Origin of the sequence: Salinispora pacifica DSM 45544, from assembly GCF_000378845.1 — a bacterium.
Classification (GTDB): Bacteria; Actinomycetota; Actinomycetes; order Mycobacteriales; family Micromonosporaceae; genus Micromonospora; species Micromonospora pacifica.
Window position 1 is genome coordinate 362,852 of record NZ_KB905359.1, and the last position, 21,725, is coordinate 384,576.

Sequence of the window (21,725 nt, forward strand, 5' to 3'; positions counted from 1 at the left end):
GGAGAGAGGTTAACCATGAGAGCCGAGATCCGCGCCTTCGTCGTCGAGCAACTCACCGACATGAACTACGACGTGGAGGGAATCGACGACGATGCCACTCTCGGGCCTGCTGGGGTGGACCTGGAGTCACTGGCCCTCGCCGACCTGGCTGTCCGGGTCGAGGACCAGTACGGACTGACGTTCGCCGAGGAGGAGTCGGAGAAGCTCGCCCTGATGACGGTGGGCGAGTTCACCACGATGGTCGCCAACCGGGTTGCCGGGGCGCCGGGCGACCAATCCTGATGGCCGGTCAGCCCGACCTCGGGCGTGGCGACCTGGTGGCCATGCTCGCCCAGCTCACCCACCGATCCACTGACCAGCCCGACCGGATCGGCTCGATGGAGCTGGCCTGGCTTGTACACATGGTCGAGCAGCGCTATGGCCGGCGGCTCGACCTCACCGACGACCAACTCGCCGGGATCCGCACCGTTGACGACGCACTGGTGATCTTCCAGACCGCCCTGGCCGCCGCCGATGGTTGAGTCGGCCGATGTTCTCCTCACCGGTGTCCACGCGACCAGTGCACTCGGTCGGGGTGCCGAGGCACAGTTGACCGGGGTACTAGCCGGAATCCCCGCGTTCCGACCGGTCAGCCGGTTCGACACCGGCCCCCGGCGGGTCAAGGCGGCGGCCACCCTGCCGGACACCGGCCCGCTCGCCGACGAACTGACCGAGGCGGTGACCGCGGCGTGCCGGTCGGCAGGGCTCACCGCATCGCACCGGGCTGAGGCGGCACTGCTGCTCGCGGTGCACGGCGGGAGGTCCATACCGGCCTTGAGCGCGGGTCTCGCCGCGGCCACCGGCTTCCCCGCCGTGCGTACGTACACCACGGCGTGTGTCTCGGGAACCAACGCGGTCGCCGACGCGGCGGTGTTGCTGCGTCGCGGCGAGGTCAACCGGGCGGTAGTCGCCGCCGGCTACCTGGTCGAGCCCGACCAGTACGCCCTCTTCGACGTGGGCCGGGCGCTCGCCACCGACGCGACGGTGCGTCCGTTCAGCGCCGGGCGGACCGGCCTGCTGCTCGGCGACGGAGTGGCGGCGGTGGTGTTGGAACGTGCTGACATCGCCGGGCAACCGATCGCCGGCCTCCTCGGCTGGGGGCGGGCGAGTGACGCCTTCCACCCCTGTCAGCCAGAGCCGAAGGGCCGCGGCCTGGCCCGGGCGATCACCGCCGCGCTGGCCCGCGCCGGTCGTGACCCAGCGGACATCAGCTACGTCAACGCCAACGCCACCGGGTCCGGGCCGGGCGACGCGGCCGAGGCGGTGGCGCTGCGGACCGCCCTGGGCCCGCAGGCCGAGCGGGTGCCGGTGAGCTCCACCAAGGCTCTGCACGGGCATGCTCTGGAGGCGTCTGGCCTGCTGGAACTGGTGGTGACGGTGCTCGCGCTGCGGCGCGGCGAGCTGCCGACGAACGCCGGCTGGCTCGGGCCGGACCCGGACTGCCCGCTCGATGTCATCCGGGACGCGCCCCGACCGGCGGCCAACGGCTACGCGCTCACCCTCAACGCCGCCTTCGGCGGCGCGAGCACCGCGCTGCTGCTGGGTGCGATGTGACCGGCCTGGGTGGACCGACCGTCCGGGCCCGGGCGGTCTGGCCGGAACCGGGCGACGGCGCGTTGCCACCGCTACCAGGATTCGTCCACTCGGCGTTCAACCCGCTGGTGGCGGCGGTGGCGGATCGGTGCCTGCGCCGGGCATACCGGGCGGCACCGGCCGTCGACGGGGAGCGCACCGCGATCGTGCTGGTCAGCCCGACCGGTGACGAGGCCAGTGCGGCCTACGTGAAAGCGGCGGTGGCCGCTGACCGTCGGCCGGGACCACTGTTTTTCTTCCAGTCGGTGCCGAACAGTGTGGCCGGCCAGTTGGCCGCCCGCTGGGGGCTGGGTGGACCGGTGGTCTGCCTCGCGCCGACCGGCGACCCGCAGGCGGCCGGGTTCGCCGAGGCCGACCTGTTGCTGTACGACGGCGATGCCGACGCGGTGTTGCTGATCCTGATCGACACGGCACCGGACGACGGTGATGCGGAGTCAGCCGTCGCCGTGCTGCTGGAGGGAGGAGCGACCATGAAACCCAGGGGAATCCGTGGGCTGCTCGCCGCCGACGACCATGTTGGCGCCGGGAACGTGCTCGAGCGGGTACTGGCGCACGGCGCCGACCCGGACACGCCCTGCCTGACGTTCGACACACCGCTGGACGGGCATCCCGCCGAGACGACACTCACGCTGGGACAGCTCGACCGCCGAGTGGCAGCCCGGGCCGCCTGGCTGCACGAACGGGGCATCGGCCCCCGCGACCCGGTGGCGGTCTGGGCCACCGCGGTCGCGGACATGGTGCTGAGCTACCTCGCGCTGACCCGGCTCGGCGCGATCCCGGCGCTGATGAACGGGCAGTTGCCGCCGACCATCGCCGCCGAGTACATCCGGCGGTTGCGTGGCGTCGCGGTGCTCGCCGACGAGGCACACCGCACGCTGCTCACCGGACATGACCTTGGGGTCCCCGTGCTGGGCACGCCGGCCGAGGCCGGTAGCGGTGACCCGGCCGCGGCGCCCGCCCACTACCGGCACCACCCGGACGACCCGATCGTGATCACCCACACGTCCGGCACCACCGGAGTGCCGAAGGCGGTGCTGCACTCGCACGCCAGCCTCTTCGCGGCGACCCGGCACCTGCTGAGCATGCCGCAGGCGCAGGGCACCAGCCGGATCCTGAGTGCCCTGCCCGCCCCGCACACCGCCACCGTGCTCATGGTCAACCAGGTGCTCGGTAACCGTTCGGAGATGCTCCTCCTCTCCGAACAAGGTGGAGAGCGGGTTCTCGACGCCATCCAGCGCTGGCGCCCGGACGGGGTGTTCGGCTTCTCGGTCACCTGGGCCGAGCTGGCCCGGTGCGAGCTGGCCGGGTACGACCTGGACTCGGTACGGCTGTGGTTCAACACCGGTGACTCGTCGCACGAGCCGCACATCCGGCGCCTGGTGGCGGTTGGCTCCCGGGACGTGATGACCCGTACCGGGGTCACCCGAGTGCCGGGATCGGTGTTCATCGATGGTCTCGGCTCCTCCGAGATGGGACACTCCGTGTTCCACATCACCCACACCCAGGAGACCGAGCGGTACGGACGGTGCATCGGCCGGCCGTACCGGTTCACGAAGGTCGCCGTCCTGGACGCGGCGGGCGAGCCGGTGCCCACGGGCGAGGCCGGCTGGCTGGGTATCGACTCGCCATCGCTGTTCCGCGGCTACTGGAACGACTCGGTCACCACCCACCGCTACCGACAGCGCGGCTGGTACCTGACCGGGGACCTGGTCTACGCCGACGCCGACGGCTGGTACTACCACCTGGACCGGGCGGTCGACTCGGTCGACTCGGTCGACGGGAAGCGCTTCTACACCGCGCTCTCCGAGGAACGGATTCTCGCCGCCTGCCCCGATGTCACCGACTGCACGGTGGTCATGGTGCGTGAGCCGGCCGGTGTCGTCACCGACGTGCTGCTGGAACTGGCCACCGGCGCGGACGAGACGACGGACCGCACCGCGGCGGTGCGGGAGGCGCTGGGTGGTGAGGTCGGGGCGACCCTACGGCGGGTGGTTCCGGTCCGTTCCGCCGAGCTCCCGGTCACGGTGACGGGCAAGGTCCGCAAGGTGGCGCTGCGGGAACGCTACCTGAGCGAGGCGTCCCGATGAGCGTGGTCATCACCGGGATGGGTCTGTACACCCCGCTGGGCCGGGGGGTGGAGGCCACCTTCGAGGCGCTGTGCACCGGCCGCTCCGGGCTGGCCCGTCCGCCGGCCGACCACCCTGCCGCCGGAAGCCTGGAGGTGGCCGGGCTGCTGCCGGCGATCGACCCGCGGTCGGTCTCGTCCGGTCCGGACACCAGGGTGCTGGACCGGATCGTGCTGCTGGCCCTCCTCACCGCCGCGGATGCCCTCGCCGACGCCGGTGTCGAGGTGGGCCGGGACGTTGCCGCGGAGCGGGCGGCGGTCATCGTCGGCGGAGTCGGCGGGCTGTCCACCCTGGAGACGCAGGTACTCACCCGGGCGGCCCGGGGGCGAGCGGGAGTCAGCCCGTACCTGCTCACCGGGGTACTGCCGAACATGCCGTCGGCCCGGATCGCGATCCGGCACGGCATTCGGGGGTACAGCTCCTCGGTCGGCACCGCCTGCGCCTCCGGTGTCCAGGCGGTCGCCGACGCCGTTCGGTTGCTCCAGACCGGTGAGGCCGACGTGGTGCTCTGCGGGGCCAGCGAGGCACCCCTCTTCCCGACCTTCGCCGACACCTTCGGCAACGCCCGGGCCCTCGCCCGCGGGTGGGCCGACCCGACGGCGGCCAGCCGACCGTTCGACCTTCGCCGCAACGGGTTCGTACTCGCCGAAGGAGCGGCGTTGTTGGTGTTGGAGAACGCCGCGCACGCCGCGGCCCGGGGCGCCACCGGGTACGCGGAGATCGCCGGCTACGGCGTGACGACCGACGCCTATCATCCGACCGCGCCCCGGCCCGACGGCACCGGCGCGGCGGAGTCCATCCGCCGGGCGCTCGCCGGCGGCCGGGTGCCGGTGGCCGAAGTCGGCTATGTCAACGCGCACGGCACCGGGACCACACTCGGCGACATCGCCGAGACCACGGCACTCACCGAGGTCTTCGGCGCGAACGGGGTGCCGGTCAGCTCCACCAAGGCGCTCACCGGCCACCTGCTCGGAGCCTCCGGAGTGCTGGAGACGGCGGCGACCGCCCTGGCACTCGGGCGGGGCCTGCTGCCGCCGACCTGGAACCTCGACGACCCGGACCCGGCGTGCCCGGCTGATCACATCCGTAAGGAGCCCCGGGCGACCGAGACCGGCTATGCGCTGACCAACTCCTTCGGTTTCGGGGGGCAGAACGTGAGCCTGCTACTCGCACGAGCCACCCGGCCGCCGACCTGACGGTACGACCTCTCGCGGGCGGAACGCCCGCACGACCAGCGCGGGGGATCTGTGGGAAGGCTGAGATATGGACATCCGTGGGATAGACCACATCGAACTCTACGTAGCTGACACCCGCGAGGCCGCCGCGTACTTCGGCAACGGGGTGGGGCTGTGGCCGCGCGGCCAGGGCGGCCCGGAGACCGGGCTGACCGGGCAGCGGTCGCTGCTGCTCCGGCACGCCGACATCCGGCTCCTGCTCACCTCTGGGCTGACCGCGGACCATCCGGCGGCGACGTACGTGCGGCGGCATGGCGACGGCATCGCCGTGGTCGCCCTGGCCGTTGCCGACGCCGCCGAGGCGTACGCCGAACTGCTGGCCCGGGGCGCGGTCGGTGAGCTGCCGCCGACCACCATCACCAGCGCGGACGCCGAGATCGTCATCGCCGAGGTGGCGGGTTTCGCCGATGTGCGGCACCGGTTGGTCGAGCGCCGTCGAGGCGGTGGCGACTTCCTGCCGGGCCTGGCGGAGCTGCCGCCGGTGGGTGCCGCCGAGAACCTGCTCGTCGAGATCGACCATCTGGCGGTCTGCGTGCCGCCCGGGCAGCTCGCCGAGACGGTTCGCGGCTACCGGGAGGTCTTTGGTTTTGACGAGATCTTCCACGAGTACATGGAGGTTGATGGCCAGGCGATGAACTCCACCGTGGTGCAGAGCCGGTCCGGGCGGGTGACGTTGGTGCTGCTCGAACCGGATACCCGCCGACGGGCCGGGCAGATCGATGCTTTCCTGGCCCAGCACTCCGGTGCGGGTGTCCAGCACCTCGGGTTGCGGACCGACGACATCATCGGGGCGATCGGCGCGCTGCGCCAGCGTGGGGTGCGATTCGCGCACACCCCGGCGGCCTACTACGACGACCTGGAGACCCGGGTCGGCCGGATCGACGGGCCCATGGCGCAGTTGCGGGAATTCGGGGTGCTGGTGGACCGGGACCACGACGGTCAACTGCTGCAGATTTTCACGGAGTCGACGCACGTGCGCCGCACGTTCTTCCTGGAGCTGATCGAGCGGCGCGGGGCGCGGACCTTCGGCAGCGGCAACATCAGGGCGCTCTACGAGGCCAAGGAGCGGGAATTGGCGGTGACGGCCTCCGCAAGAGGCTTGGCCGCCACGCAGGAGGTGACGGGATGACCAATACTGAATTCGACCCACGTCTGACCGATGAGGAGAAGTCGCTGCTCCCGTCCGACGAGGACGTGGCGTTCTACGCCGAGCACGGCTGGTATCTGTCGAAGAAGCTGCTCACCGACGACGAGGTGGACGCCCTCGCCGCGGCCACCGACCGGTACTACGCCGGTGAACGGCACCGCCGGCTACCGGTGCGGCCCCCGAAGCTCGCCTACTGGGAACCGGCCAGGGGCGCGGTCCAGCGGCACAACGACTACGTTCACCACGAGCACGACGGGCTCGGGGCGATCCTGCGTAAGCGGCTGATCGGGGCGGTCGCCGCCCGGCTGGCACAGGCCGACGAGATCCGGATCTTCCAGTCCACGCTGATCCTCAAGCCCCCGCTCGACGGGGAGCCGTCGAACATCGTGCCCTGGCACTTCGACAAGCACTACTGGGCGTCCTCGTCGTCGGAGCGGATGCTGACCGCCTTCATCCCGTTCCACGACTGCGGGGAGGAGCTGGGCACCATCGTCATGGTCGATGGCTCCCACCAGTGGGCCGAGGTCGGCGCCGACGACACCGTGGTGCGGCACTTCGCCGACCGCGACCGCGACCAACTCGACGACATGCTGGCCCGTAACGCCGGACACAACGACGCCGAAATCCGCAAGATTCCGATGGTGATCCCGAAGGGGCACATGAGCTTCCACCACTGCCGGACCTACCACGGCAGCGGTGCGAACGTCAGCGGACGGCCCCGCCAGGCGATCTCACTGCACCTGCAGGACGGCGACAACCGGTGGCGGGCGTATCCGCTCTCCACCGGCGAGAACGCCGCGTACAACCACGACGTGCTGGTTCGCCGTACCGACGACGGACGGCCGGACTACGCGGACCCCGAATACTGCCCGGTCATCTGGCGTCGCCACGCCAAGCAGGGAGGCTGAGTCATGTCACGGTACGACTGGGGAAAGACACACCCGGGGATCGAGCGGTTGGAAAAGGCGGTTACCGACCGCCGGGACCAGGTGGTCCAGCATCCGCTGTACGCCAGCCTGGACAACCACTCGGCGCTGGTCACCTTCATGGAGCACCACGTCTTCGCGGTCTGGGACTTCATGTCCCTGCTCAAGTCGCTGCAGCGGCAGCTCACCTGTGTGACGGTGCCCTGGATCCCGACCGGGCCGACCGGCAGCCGCCGCCTGATCAACGACATCGTGATGGTGGAGGAGAGTGACGAGCTGGGTGCGGGCTACCTCAGCCACTTCGAGCTGTACGTACAGGGCATGACCGAGGCCGGTGCCAACACCGAGCCGGTAGAGAAGTTGATTGATCTACTGCGCGCCGGCGGACCGGTAACCGAGTCGTTGGCTGCGGCCGGGGTGCCCGCCCCGTCCGCAGCGTTCGCCAGTACCACCTGGCGGATCATCGAAAGCACCCCGGTGCACTGCCAGGCCGCCGCGTTCGCGTTCGGTCGGGAGGACCTGATCCCGGAGATGTTCACCCAGGTGGTCGCGGTCAACCACCAGTCCGGACGATTGACCCGGTTCGTTGACTACCTGGAGCGACACATCGAGGTTGATGGCGAGCAGCACACGCCGATGGCCATGCAGATGCTCGCCGACCTCTGTGGCGACGACGACGCCAAATGGCAGGAGTGCGCAGTCACGGTCAACACCGCGCTCGCCGCCCGCGCCCGGTTGTGGGACGACATCCTCGCCGCGGTCAAGGGGGCCCCGGCAGCGGCATCGGGGCGCGGGTGAGCGGAGCGGACCCGATCCGGCTCTACCGGACGGTGCGGCTGATCCGCCGGTTCGAGGAGCGGGCGATCGAACTCGTCCGCTCCGGCCACATCGTCGGCGGCATTCATCCGTACCTGGGCCAGGAGGGGATCGCGGCTGGGGTGTGTGCGGCGCTGCGCCCCGACGACGTGGTCGCCGGCACCCATCGGGGGCACGGGCACGTGCTCGCAAAGGGCGCTGACCCGGCCCGGATGATGGCGGAGCTGTGTGGTCGGGTGACGGGCCTGAACCGAGGCCGGGGTGGGTCGATGCACGCCGCTGACTTCGCCGTCGGAGTTCTCGGCGCCAATGCCATCGTCGGTGCCGGCGGCGCGATCGTGACCGGCGCCGTCTGGGCTCGGCGTCGGCGGGGCGAGGACCTGGTGGGGGTCAGCTTCCTCGGCGACGGCGCGGTCAACGAGGGGATGCTGCTGGAGGCGTTCAACCTGGCCGCACTCTGGCGGGTGCCGGTGCTGTTCGTCTGCGAGAACAACGGCTACGCGACCACCATGCCGGTGGCCGACGCGGTGGCGGGCAGCATCCCGGCGCGAGCGGAGGCGTTCGGTATTCGGGCGAGCACGGTGGACGGGCAGGACCCGGCCGCCGTGCACGCCCGGACCGCCGCCGCCCTCGCCCGGATGCGCGCCGACGGTGCTCCCGAGTTCCTGGAGGCCCGCACGTTCCGCTTTGACGCCCACCACACCTTCGAACACGCGGTCCGCCTCGACTATCGCTCGCCGGCGGAGGTCGCTCGGGGGCGCTCCCGGGACCCGGTGCGGATCGCCGGCTCCCGGCTGTCGGCCGGCGATCGGGCGGCGGTCGACGCCGACGTGGAGGCGGTGCTGGAGGCGGCGGTCGCGCAGGCGCTCGCCGCCGCCGAGCCCGACTCCGCCACCGCGCTGGAGTACCTGTACGCCAGTGGGCTGACCGCCCGCACCGGAGGTGGATAGATGCCGCGGCTGTCCTACCGCAGGGCGCTCAACCGGGCGCTCGTCGACGAGTTGGCCCGGGACGAGGAGGTGTTCCTGCTCGGGGAGGACATCCGGGTCGCCGCGTCGGCGGTCACCGCCGGGCTACTGAAGCGTTTCGGCCCCGAGCGGGTCCGCGACACCCCGCTCTCGGAGCAGGCGTTCACCAGCTTCGCCACCGGTGCGGCGTTGACCGGGGCACGGCCGGTGGTGGAGTTCCAGATCCCCGCACTGCTGTTTCTGGTCTTCGAACAGATCGTCAACCACGCGCACAAGTTTCCGTTGATGACCGGTGGTCAGTGCGCGGTGCCGGTCACCTACCTGGTGCCCGGGTCCGGGTCGCGTACCGGGTGGGCGGGGCAGCACTCCGACCATCCGTACAGCCTCTTCGCTCATGCCGGGGTGACCACCGTGGTGCCGGCCACCCCGGCGGACGCGTACGGCCTGCTGGTGTCGGCGATCCGCTGCGACGACCCGGTGGTGGTGTTCGCCCCGGCCGCGGCGCTTGAGCTCCGGGCCGAGGTCAGCGACCCGGTGCCGGTGCCGTTGGGGCGGGGGCGAGTGCATCGAACCGGAGCCGACGTGACGGTGGTCGCGGTCGGGCACCTGGTGCACGATGCGCTCGCCGTCGCCGACGAACTGGCCGGCGAGGTCTCGGTGGAGGTGTTCGACCCACGCACCCTGTACCCGTTCGACTGGGACGGACTGCTCGGCTCGGTCGCCCGAACCGGGCGGTTGGTGGTGGTCGACGACTCCAACCGTTCCTGCGGCATCGCCGGCGAGGTCATCGCCACCGTGGTCGAGCAGGTACGACTGCAGGCGCCGCCGCGTCGGGTAACCCGTCCGGACGGTGCGGTGCTGCCGTTCGCCCCGGCCCTGGACCGAGCCGTACAACCGGGCCGTGAGCTGCTGCGGCAGGCCATCGCCCACGTCACCAAGGATGGATGACCACATGATCGACGTTGACTACCGCTGGCCGTCCGCCGCGCAGGCCTGGCTGGACCTGCCCGTTGACCTTCGCGCCGACCTGGTCTCTGCCGGGGTGGAGTCCTGGCGCGATATCTTCGATGGCCGGGCTTCGTACAATCAGCAGTGGCGGCTGGCCCGACCACCGGTGATGGACCGGACCTCGCTGCGGGTGCTCAACTCCGTCTGTGACCGGCTCGCCCAGCTGATCTTCGAGTCGTGTCGACGGCGGGCCAGGACGGCGGGGGAGCTACGCCACCTGCTCGGGATGCCGGTGGGGCAGAACCGGCTGCTCGACGAGGCCGAGCCGCTCACAGAGGCGTTGCTGGCCGGGTTCCGGCCGGACGTGCTGCTGAGCGACGGAGTGCCGCGGGTGGTGGAGTACAACATCGACAGTAGTCTCGGTGGGGCGCTCGACGCGGACACGACGGTGCGCCGGTTCGTTGAGCTCTACCGGCGGCGGGGCCTCGACCGGGGGGTCCGGATGGAACCGGCGCCCTCCGCGGTGGACCTGCGGTTCGCAGCGATTCGAGACGGTCTTGGCTTGGCGGCCGGGGCGCGGCTCGCATTGTTGATCGACTTTGACGCCGAGTACCCGGGGCTGGAGGTCCCGGAGCGCTTCTACCGGAAGTTGGCGCCGGTGGTGGACCGCGCCGCCGCCGTCGCCGGCCTGGATCTGGTCGTGGCACCGGTTGCCGAGGCCACCCGGGACACCGAGGGGCGGCTGGTCATTCGGGGCGCCCCGGTTGACGGGCTGTTCCGGCTCTTCGTACCGAACCGCCTCACGCCCAGCGCCGGGGCGGACGCCCTGGAGGCGGCGGTACGGGCGGGATCCGTCCCGATGTGGGTGTCGGCGGCGGCGTGGCTGCTCGGAAACAAGCAGGTGCTCGCCTGGCTCTGGGCGGACGCTGATGCGTTACCGACAGCTGACCGGGATCTGATTCACCGGTATGTGCCGCAGACCTGGCTGTTCGGTCCGGACCTGGTCGAGCAGGCGGTGGCGGACCGGCACGACCTGGTGGTCAAGCCGTCCGGTGGGTCCGCCGGGGTGGACGTGCTGATCGGCCGGGAAACCGACGCGGACGCCTGGCGGGAGGCGGTGGGCCGGTTCGCCCGGCAGGGCGGCTTCATCCTGCAACGCTATGTGCGCGCCGACGACGTGCCGGTGGAGTTCGTGCACATGGAGACCGGGGAGTTGGTCACCGCGGAGGTGCCGTACAGCATCGCCCCGTATCTCTTCGGCCGGCAGCCGGCGGGTGCCTGCGTTCGTATCGGCTACCCCGGTAGCGCGGGAGTGCTCAACCTGGCCCGCGGTGTGCTGATCTCCGGCCTGCTGGTGACGGACCCGCCGCCGTCCTGACTCGTCGTGTGGGGTCCGTTCCCACCGGGAGCCGGCCCCCGGCCAGCGGGGGCTGCTCCGGTCAGCGCTGGCCGCTCCGTCAGCGGGGGCTGCTCCGGTCAGCGCTCGTCGCACCGAGATGGTGCGCGAGGCGACGGAGCGTCTCCGCCGCGGCGACGGCGTCGCTGCGGGCACTTCCGTGGCGGCCGTCGCTGCTGTAGATGGAGGGGTCGGCGGTCAGCGGGTGGTCGGTCAGATGCACATGGACGGTGCCGAGACGGTTGGCTACCGCACGGGTGTGTTCGGCCAGCCGGCGCAGGCGCCGACCGAGGCCGGCGCGGCGCGGCTCGGGCACGGCGGGGCTGTGCGACACGTCGAACATCCCGACCGTGATGACCGTCGCCCCGGCGTGCTGTAGCGCCTCGACCATCCGGGTGATCTCGGCGTCCACCGCGGCGGGGTCGTAACCGGGTCGGAACGCGTCGTTGCCGCCGCAGACGACCAGGGCAAGATCCGGTTCGAACTCCAGCGCCGGACCGAGCTGGCTGGCCCGGACCTGGTCCGCCCGCAGCCCGCGCAACCCGAGATTGCGGTAGACGAGTTCCGGCGCCCGGGCGCGCAGCTCGGCGGCGATCCGATCGGCCCACTGCACCTCCGAGTAGCCGTCTACCGGTTCGCAGAGTCCTTCCGCGACGCTGTCGCCCAGCACCACGAAACGTCGCCACGGATGTCCCTGGAGCAGAGCGTGGCGCTCCTGCGCCCGCAGGCAGTAAGGATCGGTTGCTTCGCTGTACGCCGTTGCCATGTCCGGACGCTAGCGCAGGAGACGCCGGGGCGCTAAGCGGAAATCCGTGCCTGCTCGGAGGCGTTGGCCAAGGGCGGTTCGGTCCGCATCCGGCGTACGAGGGCGGCGAGGGGAACAGCGGTGGCGATGAAGATGAACAGGGCCGCGGTCAGCAGCGCGGACTCGAGTCCGAGGATGGTGACGGACGCGCCACCGAGCAGCGCACCCAGGGGTAGACCGGCGAAGGCAAGCGCACCGGCCAGCCCGATCACCCGGGCCTGGAGCTCGGCCGGGGGACGTTCGTACAGCGCGACCCCGAGCAGCGGGTTGACCACGGCGATGCCGATTCCGGAAACGAAGGTCACCACGACCACCACGGTGAGATTGTCGCTGAGGGCCAGGACCAGCAGCCGGGGTGGGCCACTGACCGCGGCGCCGATCGCGAAGGTCAGATCCCTACGTAGCCGCGAGCCGAAGCTGGTGAACAGCACGTTGCCCAGTAGGGCTCCGGCGGTGAAGGCACCGAGCACCAGCCCCAGCCCGGCCGGGTTGCCCAACACGTCTGCCACCCAGAGCGGGATGTAGACCGCGACACTCGCGTTCACCACCATGTTCAGTGCGGAGATCACCAGCAGCATGGTGAGCACCATCCGGTCCTGCCGGAGATACCGGAGGCCGCCGGCGAGTGCCCGCGAATAGCGCTCCGGCGTAGAGCTGGCCGGGCTACCGGTGCGGTGACGCACCAGGGTGGAGATCAGTAGTGCGCAGACCGCGAAGGTCGCCGCGTCAACGAGAATCGCCAGGGTGGCTCCGAGCCACCAGATGAGCAGGCCGCCGAGGCTCGCCCCGAGTAGGGTCATCAGCCGGGACAGCCCGTCGTAGATCGAGGTGAGCCGGATCAGCCGGACCCCGGCAGCCTCCGCGGCCGGGCGGAACATCGCCTGCTTGACCCGGTCACCGACGCCGCGCAGCGCGCCCACCAGGGCCACCAGGATCAGTAGCGCGCCGAAGCCGAGCCACGGGGTGAGGGCCACCGCCACCATCAGTGCGGCGCTACCCAGGTCGGCGATGATCGAGGTGCGGCGCAGACCGATCCGGTCGGCCAGCGGGGGGCCGAGGCCGCTGGAGAGTAGGTAGGGCAGGGTCTCGGCGGCGGCGACCAGCCCCATCTTCGCCGGGCTACCGGTTGTCTCCAACACCAGCCAGGGAATGGCGATGATCGAGATTCGGCTACCGAGATTGGACAGCAGGTTGGCACCGACGAGCGCGACCAGCTCGCGCCGTGGGGTCACGCGCGACGGCCGATCGATGCCTCCGGGTGCTCGACGGCCGACGGGTGGCTGGCCGTGTACCGCGCCCGCAGGGCCCGTTTGTCGACCTTGTTGGCGCGGTTCAGGGGCAGCGCGGCGACGAACTCCACCCCGCCGGGTGCCCAGGTGTCGCTGAGTGCGGCGGTCACCACATCGATCAGTTCCGCGCCGGTCACCGCCGCGCCGGGCCGCGGCACCACGTAGGCGTACGGCAGTTCGCCGGCGACCTCGTCGGGCACGCCGATCACCGCCGCCGCCCGGACGTCGGGATGCCCCGCCAGCGCGTCCTCGATCGGCCGGGAGTAGATCGGCCAGCTACGCCGACGGGTGAGGATCCGATCCTGCAGCCGGTCGACCAGGTACAGGTAGCCGTCCGGGTCGAGGTGGCCGATATCTCGGGTGCGAACCCAACCGTCCACCAGGGTGTCCGCGGTCAGGTCAGGGTTGCCGTGGTAGCCGGCGAAGCGGAGCGCGGTCTGTACCCACACCTCACCGTCCACATCAGGTGGCAGGACCGCCCCGTCCGGGCCGCGGATCTCGATCCGCACGTCGCCGTACGGCTCCCCACAGGAGCGCAGTCGCTCCGGGTGTTCCGGGTCCTCGGTCAGGCCTGGTTGCGCGGTCACCACCACCGCCTCGCTGAGCCCGTACACGATGCGCAGCACCGGACCGAACCGAGTGATCGCCTGGCGCAGCCGGGCAGGTGCGGCGGGACCGGCGCCCACGTTGAACATGAACATCGAGGAGAAGTCCGCCCCGGGTAGGGCGGGGTGATCGAGCACCTCGTAGAGCATCGGCGGGGTCAGGAAGGTGGAGGTGATCCGCTCGGTCGGCACGGTCCGGATGAACTCCGCCGCGTCCCAGCCCTCCCGGGGAAACAGCACGCCGCCGGTGAAGAGATTGAACAGGGTGGTGATCTGGCCGCTGGCCAGCCACATCGGGGAGTAGGACAGGTGCCGCAGCAGCGGCAACCCGGCGGTGCGGAAGCCGGCGGCCAGGGCGAGGATCTGGGCGTAGAAGCTCTCCTGGTGCCGCACCAGCTTCGGAGTGCCGGTGGTGCCGGAGGTCTGCAGGAGAGATTCCGCCGCCGACGCCGGGGCGGGCAGGTCAGCCCCGGCCGGTACGGGGAGCAGGTCCACGCCGAGGCGGAGCACGGGCCGGTCACCCAGCCCCGCGGCCAGCTCTGCCCCGATGTTGGCCGAATCGCGGGCGTCGTAGAGCAGGGCGTCGGGCCGGGCGAGTTCGACGAACTCCTTGATCTCCCGATGGGAGGTCACCGGAGCGATCCACATCGTACGGCAGCCAAGTAGGTGCAGCGCGAGCTGTAGCAGCGGCCCTTCCAGCGGATTGCCGAGCGACACCAGCACCGCGGCACCGGGTCGGATTCCGCGGCGGAGCATTGCGGTGGCGAATCCGCATACTTGGGCGTGCACGTCGGCATAGGTCAGCCGACGTGCGCCGGCAACGATTGCGTCGCGGTCACCGAAATCGGCGAAAAGTGCCAATGCCTGGTTCACGTAGCCCGGCTGCGGTCGGTTGGCCATCCGGACGCTCCCCTCTGTGGCAGCGATGTGCCCAGGGTGGGTGCCCGGGGCATCGGTGCGGGCCGCGGGCGACCGCGCCAGCACCTGCAGCCTAGGACAGACAACGGAACCGATCACGAGCCGAAGGGGGCTTTCGGCCAGTCCAGCAGGACACGTGATCACGTCGATCAGGTTGATTGACGCCTCCACACGGTGCCGGATACGTTCCGCAGCATGCCCAGTTGAGCGCCGGCAGCGGCCGGGATGGACGCTGGGTTTGCCAACAATGGAGGTTCAATGTCGACTCCGAAGAAATGGCATTTTGTGGCGGCTACCGCCGCACTGCTGATGATGGCTAGTCCCAGCCTGGTGGCGAATGCGGATTCGTCGGCCGGGGTGGCGAAGCACGGAAAGGAAACCTGGGCCGCGAGTTGGGCGACCGCGGTGGCCCGGGGCAATTCGGGCGGCCTGACCAACCGGGGCCTTGAGGACCAGACCATCCGGAACATCGTGCACACCACGGTGGGGGGGTCGGTACTGCGAGTCCGGTTGAGCAACATGTACGGCGAGCAGCCCGTCGAGGTCGGTCGGGCGACGATTGCCCGGCCGGACGAGACGACTCCCGATGATCTGTCCGACATCGATCCGACCTCGGTGCGGGAGCTGACGTTCGGTGGGGCAGCCTCGGCCACGATGAACCAGGGTGCCGAGCTGATCAGTGACCCGATCGCCTTCCCGATCGGTGACCAGCAGGACCTCGTGGTCACGGTCTACTACCCGGTCCTGACCGGCCCGGTGACCTTCCACGGCACGTCCCGCCAGACGAGCTTCATCGGCGATGATGATCTCACCTCGGATACCGGTGCCGGTCTGTCGAGGCTTGCGGACTGCTGCTGGTTCTTCCTGTCCGGCGTCGATGTGCAGCGTCGCAAGAGTCCCGGGTCAGTGGTGATTTTCGGTGACTCGATCGCCGACGGCAACGGCAGCACCCTCAACGCCAACAAGCGCTGGCCGGACCTGCTGGCCGATCGGTTTATCGATGCCCGTCCGGATTCCCGGACCCCGGCCGTGCTCAACATGAGTCTCGCCGGGAACCGGCTCAACCACGAGGGTGCGGAGCCGGGAGCTGGCGGGTTCCCCGGCTACAACGAGTTGGGGCCGAACGCGCTCGCCCGGCTCGACGAGGACATCTTCGCCCAGAACGGCGCGCAGGCCGTGATCACCCACCTGGGCATCAACGACATCTGGATGTCCGACGACTCCGCCGAGGCGATCATCGCGTCGCTCCGACAGATCAACCAGCAGGTCAAGGCACGTGGCCTGCGGAGCCTGGTGGGCACGTTGACGCCGTACGAGGGGCACGGCGAGCCGGGCGTGTGGACGCCGGAGAAGGAGGCGACCCGGCAGACGGTGAACGAGTACCTGCGCACCAGTAAGGAGTTCGACGGGGTCATTGACTTCGATCGGGTGCTGCGCGACCCGGAGCAGCCCAGTCGACTGTTGCCGGCGTACGACTCGGGGGACCACATTCACCCGAACGACGCAGGTAACCAGGCCATGGCCGGCGCCGTGTCGTTGCGCCTGCTCGGTCTGTGACATCGGTTCGGGCGGCGGAGGACCCCGTCGCCCGAACCGCCGTATCGTGGGGAGGTGCCGTGCTGGACATCGAGGGGCCGCCAACCGTCCCTACAGCCGTCGGGCCGGCAGGATCCTCTCCCGGCGACGCCGACCTCCAGCACACCGCGCCGGCTCGGCGCCCTGGAACCGGGCACCGCGGTGGCATCTTCCTACGTGGAATCGACAACCTCTCGGTCAGCCCGAGGGGAGGGAGCATCCGTGAGTGAGCGACCAAACGGCACGGGGTGGGTGGTGTGAGCCTGCATCCGGAGGCGGAGGCGTACCGGGCGAGCCGTGCGGCGGCCGGCACCCCACCGCTGTACACGCAAACCCTCGCCGAGGCCCGGGCGGCTGACCTCGCCGCGATCCGGGCCGGCTCCGGCCCGGTCGAGCCGGTCCACGAGGTACGCGACGCGCGCCTCCCCGGACCGGCCGGGGAGATACCAGTCCGGGTGTACCGTCCCGCCGGGACCGGGCCGCTGCCGACACTGCTCTACTTCTTTGGCGGTGGGTGGACGCTGGGCAGCATCGACACCGCCGACGGGGTCTGTCGGCGACTGGCCAACGCGGTGCCCTGCCAGGTGATCACCGTCGGCTACCGGCTGGCTCCCGAGCACCCGTTCCCGGCGGCCGTGCAAGACTGCCACGCTGCCCTGCGCCACATCGCGGCGCATCCGGCGGAGTTCGACGCAGACCCGGAGCGGCTCGCGGTGGGCGGGGACAGCGCGGGTGGCAACCTGGCCGCCGCGGTCACGCTGCTGGCCCAGCAGGACGGTCCCCGGCTGGTAGCGCAGTTGTTGGTCTACCCGAACACCGACCAGACGATCGAGCCGCCCGGCGACACGGATCCGCTGCTGTTCAACCGTCGCTCGGTCGCCTGGTACCGGTCCCACTACCTGGCCGACCCGACCGACGCCCAACACCCACTCGCGTCGCCGCTACTCGCCGGTGACCTGACCGGTCTGCCGCCGGCGTTTGTGGTCACCGCCGAGTACGACCCGCTCTGCGCCGAGGGGGAACGGTACGCCGACCGGCTTCGCCTCGCCGACGTGCAGACCGTCTGTACCCGGTACCCGGGCATGGTCCACGGCTTCTTCACCATGCCCGGCGTCTTCGAAGCGGGCCGGCAGGCGCAGGCCGCGGCCGCGACCTTCCTGCGTCGCCGCTTCCGTCGGACATCGGCCGACGATGACTGAGCCGCCGGTCGTGCTGCCCGGCGAGCCGCCGGTCGCCCTAGCCGACTTCGCCGACCTCGCCCGGGCGGTACTACCACCGGAGGTGTGGGACTTCGTGGCCGGCGGCAGTGGCGCCGAGACGACGCTGGCCGCGAATCGACGGGCCCTGGACCGGACCGGCGTGCTACCCCGCGTACTGTGCGGTTCGCCGACGCCACCGACCGACGCCCGGCTGTTGGGGGCGGCCCATGCGCTGCCGGTGGCGGTCGCGCCGATGGCATACCAGCGGCTGGTGCACCCCGACGGGGAGGTGGCCCTTGCCGCGGCGGCCGGCGCGGCCGGCATCCCATATGTGGCCAGCACACTCGGCAGCATCCCGATCGAACAGGTCGCGCGAGCCGGCGGCGACGTGTGGTTCCAGCTCTACTGGCTGCGGGACCGGGGGCTCGTCGCCGACCTGCTGGACCGGGCCGAAGCGGCGGGCTGCACCGCGCTGGTGCTCACCGTGGACGTGCCGATTCTCGGCCGTCGGCTGCGGGACCTGCGTAACTCGTTCGCCATTCCCGCGGATGTGGTCGCCGCGAACCTACCCACCGGCCGGGACAGTCTCGCCCACTCGGCCACCCCGGGCGTATCCGCCGTGGCCGCGCACACCGGTGCGGTCTTCGCGCCGGCCGTGAGCTGGGACGACCTGGAGTGGCTGCGGGAGCGGACCGCGGTCCCGCTGGTCGTCAAAGGGGTGCTCGATCCGCGTGATGCCGCCCGCGCGGTGGCGGCCGGGGCGGACGCGGTGGTGGTCTCCAACCACGGGGGACGCCAGTTGGACGGCGCACCCGCCACCGCCACCGCGCTGCCCGCGGTCGTTGACGCGGTGGGCGACCGGTGCGAGGTGCTGTTGGACAGCGGTGTTCAGGGCGGAGTGGACGTGTTGCGGGCTCTCGCCCTCGGCGCACGGGGAGTCCTGGTGGGCCGCCCGCTGCTCTGGGCGTTGGCGGCCGGTGGCCAAGCCGGTGCCGAGAAGGCCCTGGCACTACTGGCTGACGAGTTTCGGGACGCGCTCACGTTGGCGGGGTGCGCCGACGTGGCGGCGGCACGGCAACTGCGGACGACGACGGTGCAGTGATGATGGAACTACACCTGGCCGATCTGCATCCGGCGCTCGGGGACCCGGCCCTGAACTCGATGAACTTTCTCAACGAGGTGGCGCAGGACTACCCGGACGCGGTGTCGCTTGCCGCTGGCCGGCCGTACGAGGAGTTCTTTGAGTTCTCGGCGCTGCACCGGTATTTGGACATCTTTCGGCAGCACCTGGTCGATGACCTTGGGCAGGACTCGGGGCAGGTGCGTCGCACCCTGTTCCAGTACGGGCGGACCAAGGGGATCGTGCACCACCTGGTCGCCCGGAACCTCGCCGTGGACGAGGGGATGACGGTCGACCCGGAGGCGATCGTGGTGACCGTCGGGTGTCAGGAGGCGATGTTCCTGGTGTTGCGGGCGCTACGTACCGGTCCCCGGGACGTCCTGCTCGCGGCGGCGCCGACCTATGTGGGGCTCACCGGCGCGGCGCGGCTGCTGGATTTTCCGGTTCGCCCGGTGGCGACGACGGACTCCGGGGTGGACCTGGCGGACCTACGCGATCAGGTGGACCAGGCCCGGGCCGAAGGGCTGCGCCCACGCGCCTGCTATCTGATGCCCGACTTTGCCAATCCGTCGGGTGCCAGCATCTCGTTGTCTGACCGCCGGGCCCTGCTGGACCTGGCCGCCGAAAAGGAGCTGCTGCTGATCGAGGACAACCCGTACGGACTCTTCCCGGTCACGGAGAGCCGGCGGCTGCCCACGTTGAAGGCCTTGGACACCAATCGTCAGGTGGTCTACCTGGGGTCGTTCGCGAAAACGGTGCTACCGGGCGCCCGGGTCGGCTACGTGGTGGCCGACCAGCTGGTGCCGAATGCCGGTGGGGGGAACGGTCTCCTCGCCGACCAGTTGGCCAAGGTCAAGAGCATGGTTTCGGTGAATACCTCGCCGGTGGCCCAGGCGGTGGTCGGCGGCGTGCTTCTCGCCCACGACTGCAGCCTGGTGGCGGCCACGGTCCGCCAGCGCGCCGTGTACGCCGACAACCTGCGCCACCTGGTTCACGGCTTGGGTAGCCGGTTCCCGGCCGGCTCGTCCGTGCGTTGGACGGTGCCCGCTGGCGGGTTCTTCGTGGTGGTCACCGTGCCGTTTCCGGTGGACGATGCGCTGCTGCACCGCTCCGCCGGGAAGTATGGGGTGCTCTGGACCCCGATGGCGCACTTCTACGGCGATGGTGTGCCAGTGCACGCGTTGCGGTTGTCGGTCAGCGCGGTCACCCGGGACGACATCGACCGCGGGCTGGATCGGCTCGCTGAGCTGGTCGCGGGCGAGGTGACGTGGCGGGACGCGAGATCAGGCTACGTTGACTCTTCGCGTTCACAGAAGGGCAAGGAGTAACCACCCCCTTGTTGGTGGTCCTCGATGGACACCCATAATGGAGTCCATGGTCGCTTGGGAATACGCACTGCTGGTCCGCCGCTACCAAGGGCAGGGCCGCAGCTTTCACGTCAGTTTCGTCTGGTACGGCCCAGACGGATCCCGCCGAGATGTCACCAGCTACGGCGACACCGCGATCGCCCACCTTAACCGGGTCGGGCGTGAGGGGTGGGAGCTGGTCGCCGCGGCCGAGGACGTGAACAACGTCCAGGGCAGCACCGAGGTGCACCGCTATCACCTCAAGCGGCCGTTGGCCTGAGGTCGGGCACGGGCGGCGCTACCTCCCGACGGCGGTATGGTGCCCGTGCCCGATTTGCTGATCTTTATTAGCTAGGATCCCGGACGTGAGAAATCGGCGACTGGCCGCTGCCTCAAGCGTCCTGCTACTTCCCGTCCTGGTGCCCGCGTCGGCCGCCGCCGCCCCCACGCCGACGGTGGTGCCGTGCCCACAGGCCAGCATGCCGGCATCGACGCCGTCCCGTCCCTCCCCGCCGCCGGCGGTGGCTGAGGACCAGGTGGTCGGCGGGGCGGCACTGGCCACCTCCGGCCTGGTGGTCCCGGCCGGTGCAGCCCAGCCGCCCGAGGTGACCGCGAGCTCCTGGCTGGTCGCGGACCTCGACACCGGTGAGGTGCTGGGTGCGTGCGGTCCGCACGAGTACGCCACCCCGGCGAGTGTGCAGAAGTTGCTGCTGACCGCCGCCCTGCTGCCGGACCTTGACCCGCAGCAGGTGGTCACGGTGACGAAGGAGGATCTGGACATCGAGCCCGGCTCGTCGGCGGTCGGCCTGCTCGTCGGCGGGCGGTATCCGGTGGAGACGCTCTGGCTTGGCCTGCTGCTGCAATCCGGCAACGACGCGGCGAATGTCCTCGCCCGCCTCGGCGGCGGTGCCGAGGGTCGGGCCGGGGGCGTCCGCGCGATGAACGAGTTCGCTGAGGAGTTGGGCGCCCGGCAGACGCACGCGGTTACCCCGTCCGGGTTGGACGGGCCGGGCCAGTTCACGAGTGCGTACGATCTCGCGCTGATCGCCCGGGCCTGCTTCGCTGAGCCGGCCTTCCAGCGGTATGCGTTGACCGAAACCCACCAGATCCCCGACCAGGAGGCGCTCGGCAGGAAGGGATTCCAGATCCAGAACGGGAACTCCCTCATCGACCAGTACCCAGGGGCGCTGGGTGGCAAGACCGGCTTCACCACGTTGGCCCGGCACACATACGTTGGCGCCGCCGAGCGTGCGGGCCGGCGCCTGGTGGTGACGTTGCTGGGCGCCGAGGCGCGGCCGTTGCGTGGCTGGGAGCAGGGGGCCGCCCTGCTCGACTGGGGCTTCGCGCTGCCGCGGGAGACGTCGGTCGGTCGACTCGTCGAGCCGGGGGAGTTGACCGCCGTGCCGTCGGCCACCGCGCCGGCCGCCGTGCCGTCGGCCGCCGATGCCCGGCCCGCCGCCGACAATTCGCTCCCGGAGGGGCTGACCGGCCCCGGGCCGCTGCTGGTCGCGGCCGGGGTCGGGGTCGGGATAGGTGGGCTGGCGGCGCTGATCGTGCGCTTGGCCCGCCACCCCCGTCGTGAGCCGGGGCGGCGTCGTCGTGGGCAGGGGCACCGTCGGGCGTGATCAGGCGCACCGGCCGGTCGGGGCGTCGCCCCCCCGTCCCGCAGACGGT

At 70.8% G+C, this 21,725-nt stretch carries 20 protein-coding genes and 1 pseudogene; 18 read left to right on the forward strand and 3 right to left on the reverse strand.

What is annotated here, in order from left to right:
• The first annotated feature begins 15 nt into the window (after positions 1-15).
• The 12 genes and pseudogenes from SALPAC3_RS0101570 (at position 16) to SALPAC3_RS0101625 (ending at position 11,176) form a co-directional block, all read left to right on the forward strand.
• Positions 16-282: an acyl carrier protein gene (locus SALPAC3_RS0101570; protein WP_018219513.1), complete on the forward strand. Its 267-nt coding sequence runs from the start codon at positions 16-18 to the stop codon at positions 280-282.
• Positions 282-521, forward strand: coding sequence for a hypothetical protein (locus SALPAC3_RS0101575; RefSeq protein WP_018219514.1), 240 nt, complete (start codon positions 282-284; stop codon positions 519-521). Before SALPAC3_RS0101570 ends, SALPAC3_RS0101575 begins: the two co-directional genes overlap by 1 nt.
• Positions 514-1,593, forward strand: a complete 1,080-nt coding sequence (locus tag SALPAC3_RS0101580) for a beta-ketoacyl-[acyl-carrier-protein] synthase family protein (RefSeq protein ID WP_018219515.1) — start codon at positions 514-516, stop codon at positions 1,591-1,593. The genes SALPAC3_RS0101575 and SALPAC3_RS0101580 overlap by 8 nt, the downstream gene beginning before the upstream one ends.
• A 227-nt stretch (positions 1,594-1,820) precedes the next feature.
• Positions 1,821-1,991, forward strand: a pseudogene (locus SALPAC3_RS29325) (beta-ketoacyl synthase chain length factor); the annotation flags it as partial.
• A gap of 111 nt (positions 1,992-2,102) precedes the next feature.
• The gene (locus SALPAC3_RS0101590) at positions 2,103-3,719 is read left to right on the forward strand and encodes a class I adenylate-forming enzyme family protein (protein ID WP_026185868.1); all 1,617 of its coding nucleotides are present in this window, start codon (positions 2,103-2,105) and stop codon (positions 3,717-3,719) included.
• Positions 3,716-4,954 (forward strand): beta-ketoacyl-[acyl-carrier-protein] synthase family protein, encoded by a 1,239-nt coding sequence (locus SALPAC3_RS0101595; RefSeq protein ID WP_018219517.1) that lies wholly within the window; start codon positions 3,716-3,718, stop codon positions 4,952-4,954. The genes SALPAC3_RS0101590 and SALPAC3_RS0101595 overlap by 4 nt, the downstream gene beginning before the upstream one ends.
• 67 nt (positions 4,955-5,021) lie before the next feature.
• Positions 5,022-6,122 (forward strand): 4-hydroxyphenylpyruvate dioxygenase, encoded by a 1,101-nt coding sequence (gene hppD, locus SALPAC3_RS0101600; protein ID WP_018219518.1) that lies wholly within the window; start codon positions 5,022-5,024, stop codon positions 6,120-6,122.
• Positions 6,119-7,048, forward strand: a complete 930-nt coding sequence (locus tag SALPAC3_RS0101605; RefSeq protein WP_018219519.1) for a phytanoyl-CoA dioxygenase family protein — start codon at positions 6,119-6,121, stop codon at positions 7,046-7,048. The genes hppD and SALPAC3_RS0101605 overlap by 4 nt, the downstream gene beginning before the upstream one ends.
• A 3-nt stretch (positions 7,049-7,051) precedes the next feature.
• Positions 7,052-7,864, forward strand: a complete 813-nt coding sequence (locus SALPAC3_RS0101610) for a DUF3050 domain-containing protein (RefSeq protein ID WP_018219520.1) — start codon at positions 7,052-7,054, stop codon at positions 7,862-7,864.
• The gene (locus SALPAC3_RS0101615; protein ID WP_018219521.1) at positions 7,861-8,832 is read left to right on the forward strand and encodes a thiamine pyrophosphate-dependent dehydrogenase E1 component subunit alpha; all 972 of its coding nucleotides are present in this window, start codon (positions 7,861-7,863) and stop codon (positions 8,830-8,832) included. The genes SALPAC3_RS0101610 and SALPAC3_RS0101615 overlap by 4 nt, the downstream gene beginning before the upstream one ends.
• Positions 8,833-9,798, forward strand: coding sequence for an alpha-ketoacid dehydrogenase subunit beta (locus SALPAC3_RS0101620; protein ID WP_018219522.1), 966 nt, complete (start codon positions 8,833-8,835; stop codon positions 9,796-9,798). It begins immediately after the preceding gene.
• A 4-nt stretch (positions 9,799-9,802) separates the two neighbouring features.
• Positions 9,803-11,176, forward strand: coding sequence for an ATP-grasp domain-containing protein (locus SALPAC3_RS0101625; protein ID WP_018219523.1), 1,374 nt, complete (start codon positions 9,803-9,805; stop codon positions 11,174-11,176).
• Positions 11,177-11,255: 79 nt separating this feature from the next.
• Here SALPAC3_RS0101625 and SALPAC3_RS0101630 read toward each other — a convergent pair whose 3' ends face one another.
• The 3 genes from SALPAC3_RS0101630 to SALPAC3_RS0101640 are packed head-to-tail and all read right to left on the reverse strand — an operon-like array spanning position 11,256 to position 14,793.
• The gene (locus tag SALPAC3_RS0101630; protein WP_026185141.1) at positions 11,256-11,960 is read right to left on the reverse strand and encodes an SGNH/GDSL hydrolase family protein; all 705 of its coding nucleotides are present in this window, start codon (positions 11,958-11,960) and stop codon (positions 11,256-11,258) included.
• 32 nt (positions 11,961-11,992) lie between these two features.
• Complete coding sequence (locus SALPAC3_RS0101635; RefSeq protein WP_018219525.1) at positions 11,993-13,231, reverse strand: MFS transporter; 1,239 nt, start codon at positions 13,229-13,231, stop codon at positions 11,993-11,995.
• Positions 13,228-14,793 (reverse strand): class I adenylate-forming enzyme family protein, encoded by a 1,566-nt coding sequence (locus SALPAC3_RS0101640; RefSeq protein ID WP_018219526.1) that lies wholly within the window; start codon positions 14,791-14,793, stop codon positions 13,228-13,230. The genes SALPAC3_RS0101635 and SALPAC3_RS0101640 overlap by 4 nt, the downstream gene beginning before the upstream one ends.
• Positions 14,794-15,096: 303 nt before the next feature.
• Here SALPAC3_RS0101640 and SALPAC3_RS0101645 point away from each other — a divergent pair, with 303 nt between their 5' ends.
• From SALPAC3_RS0101645 to SALPAC3_RS0101670, 6 genes are all read left to right on the forward strand, one after another.
• Complete coding sequence (locus SALPAC3_RS0101645) at positions 15,097-16,368, forward strand: SGNH/GDSL hydrolase family protein (RefSeq protein ID WP_018219527.1); 1,272 nt, start codon at positions 15,097-15,099, stop codon at positions 16,366-16,368.
• Positions 16,369-16,643: 275 nt separating this feature from the next.
• Entirely contained in the window at positions 16,644-17,585 is a 942-nt protein-coding gene (locus SALPAC3_RS0101650; RefSeq protein WP_050563717.1) for an alpha/beta hydrolase, read from the forward strand.
• The gene (locus SALPAC3_RS0101655) at positions 17,578-18,687 is read left to right on the forward strand and encodes an alpha-hydroxy acid oxidase (RefSeq protein ID WP_018219529.1); all 1,110 of its coding nucleotides are present in this window, start codon (positions 17,578-17,580) and stop codon (positions 18,685-18,687) included. Before SALPAC3_RS0101650 ends, SALPAC3_RS0101655 begins: the two co-directional genes overlap by 8 nt.
• Positions 18,636-20,033 carry an aminotransferase-like domain-containing protein gene (locus SALPAC3_RS0101660; protein ID WP_018219530.1) on the forward strand — a complete coding sequence of 466 codons (1,398 nt, stop codon included), beginning with the start codon at positions 18,636-18,638 and terminating at the stop codon, positions 20,031-20,033. Before SALPAC3_RS0101655 ends, SALPAC3_RS0101660 begins: the two co-directional genes overlap by 52 nt.
• 37 nt (positions 20,034-20,070) lie before the next feature.
• Positions 20,071-20,331, forward strand: a complete 261-nt coding sequence (locus SALPAC3_RS0101665; protein WP_018215655.1) for a hypothetical protein — start codon at positions 20,071-20,073, stop codon at positions 20,329-20,331.
• A gap of 85 nt (positions 20,332-20,416) precedes the next feature.
• Positions 20,417-21,676, forward strand: coding sequence for a D-alanyl-D-alanine carboxypeptidase family protein (locus SALPAC3_RS0101670; protein WP_026185142.1), 1,260 nt, complete (start codon positions 20,417-20,419; stop codon positions 21,674-21,676).
• Positions 21,677-21,725 lie beyond the last annotated feature (49 nt).